The sequence below is a fragment of the uncultured Agitococcus sp. genome, from assembly GCF_937920075.1.
Taxonomy (GTDB): Bacteria; Pseudomonadota; Gammaproteobacteria; order Pseudomonadales; family Moraxellaceae; genus Agitococcus.
Map to the genome: position 1 here is coordinate 1 of NZ_CALETI010000263.1, position 2,155 is coordinate 2,155.

Genomic DNA, 2,155 nt, shown 5'->3' on the forward strand with positions numbered 1-2,155 from the left:
AATACAAAAGCCACTAATAACTGCTTTTCGACTAACTCAGGCAACAATGCCTTTGCACTTAAATTATCACTTATACACTCAACAGGATAAATCACTACTTTTCCTTGCGAGAGCCTATTTTTAAGCTCATCAGAAATTGATGGCACAGAGTGCCAACGATGGTTTTCACATGTTTTAATTGTTAAGTTTTTCATTCCAAAATGGCTTTTAATTCGTTCACACAGATTTTTTTGCGTTTTACCTACATACAGCAGCTCACCACTTGCTTGCTCTAAAGCTACACTCCAATCACTACCTTCCTGATACTCCAGCAACAAATAAATACCAGTTAATTCCCATGCTTGGTAAATCTGCGCTAACCCATCAGATAAAAGCATTGGGGGATTAATGTGATAACTCGTATTCCCCAAAGCAGATGGTTTACTGAATAACTCATCTAATACCTGTTTAATGTTCATCATGCTACCCATAAAGTTAATTAGATTAACGATAAATTGCCGCCAAGATATGCTCATAGGCCAAACCTTCCCAAGAAGGACTTGCCATCTGCGTCACATCAAATTGTTTACCGTCAGCACTAATAGTCCATTCAACTTCAACCGTATCGCCGACTTGCCAAGCCTGTGCTAAAAAAGCCTGTTTAGCAGTTTCAAGATACTGCCCCCAATTGGCATTATCTTGGCACGTTGGTGTCCACCAAATTACACCACCTGCTAAGCTAGATTCACGAAGCACACAGCCATACTCTGCATTTAGCTGCTGAAACAATGCGCCATCAATACCTTGTTTTTTAACCAATTGTTGTATGTACTGTATTTTCAATTCTTCTTGTTGATAAACTTTTAAAGCTTGTGTTTTTTGCTCAACATCTGCAACCACTGCATCATGCAAATCTTGAGAAATTTTGCCTGTAAATCTAACTACCCTTTCACCCTTTTTAGTGGTGACCGCCTGCCACTGCGCCTCATCAAAAGAAGCCTCAAATACGTTACCAACCGTATTTTTGTTATAAGCACTCATCACACCGCTCTTAACCAAAGCCACATCACTGTTGGTACAAGCAATTATCTGCATACTAAACATCATCACCATTAAACAGCGACAAATTATTTTTTTCATCGTAATAACCATCTATAAATAATTAGATGGTTTAATTATCCTTATCAATTCGACAAAATGTGTCTTATACGAAAACTGGCGTATTTTTCATAAAAACTGCCCAATTTTTCCAAGAGAAAAACGAGCTAGGGTGTCTAATAAAAGCTATTTTTATTAACTTATTATTGATCGTTAAGCTAATAATTTTAGGCGTGTATTTGCCAATTTTAGAAAATTTTTGCACCTTAAATTCATAACCACACAACGTCGCTGCTTCTTTAAACGCCTTAATTTTTTTATCTTCTAGGCCATAACAAATACATTGTTCTACACTGAGCAACTCAAAAAGCTTAAAGGTTTCAGGCCAACCTACTAGATAATCGTCATATTTTGGTCTCGCTTTCACATCTTTCATGCAGCGTAACACCAAATTATGATAAACCACCGAATGCCAAAGTTGTTTGGCCATGAGTGGTGTAACTTTTTTGTTATCAAACACAGCACGTTCAAAGTTTCGGGTATATTCCGATTTTGCTTTAAATTTTATGGCATTATTTTGGTGTACCAACCGTAAATGGTCATTTTTCTTGATACGGTCTTGCACTACAGCACTTGATGGATTCCAGTTATACGTACTTTCACCTAACACTAAGGTTCGCACTGTGGTTGTTTGAAAATTTACGCCAACCCACGGCAGCCAAGTCAATTTTTCATTTTTAAAAAACTCATCATCAAAAGAGACATCTAAATTCTCTAAATCTAATTCCAACATTATGTTCCCCTTAATAAAACATCAACTAACCATACATTCTCATCATATTTTTTAAAAAGCAAGTACAAGAGTGAAACATCTTCGTGTCCAATTTTTTATTATCCCAACCAATCCGACAAAATACGTCATATACGATTTAGGACTTATAATTATTCAGCATAGCCTGTATTTCTTCTTGTAAAGCCTCACGCAACCAAATAGGCTTAACAACCCGTACTTTACTGCCTTGTGACAATAACCATTGTTTTAATTGCCATGTATAAGGTAACTTCACCGTGACCATAT

4 protein-coding genes are annotated in these 2,155 nt (G+C 36.6%); all 4 read right to left on the reverse strand.

Annotated elements, in window-relative coordinates; genetic code table 11:
• A partial coding sequence (locus Q0212_RS09005) for a GIY-YIG nuclease family protein (RefSeq protein ID WP_297924677.1) occupies nt 1–461 on the reverse strand: 461 nt, incomplete at its 3' end.
• Between the two features lie 22 nt (nt 462–483).
• Nucleotides 484–1,119 carry a hypothetical protein gene (locus Q0212_RS09010; RefSeq protein ID WP_297924679.1) on the reverse strand — a complete coding sequence of 212 codons (636 nt, stop codon included), beginning with the start codon at nt 1,117–1,119 and terminating at the stop codon, nt 484–486.
• Between the two features lie 64 nt (nt 1,120–1,183).
• A complete protein-coding gene (locus Q0212_RS09015; RefSeq protein ID WP_297924681.1) occupies nt 1,184–1,870 on the reverse strand; it encodes a hypothetical protein in 687 nt (228 codons plus the stop codon).
• A gap of 136 nt (nt 1,871–2,006) precedes the next feature.
• A complete protein-coding gene (locus tag Q0212_RS16815) occupies nt 2,007–2,153 on the reverse strand; it encodes a WYL domain-containing protein (RefSeq protein ID WP_367175814.1) in 147 nt (48 codons plus the stop codon).
• Between the last annotated feature and the right edge of the window lie 2 nt (nt 2,154–2,155).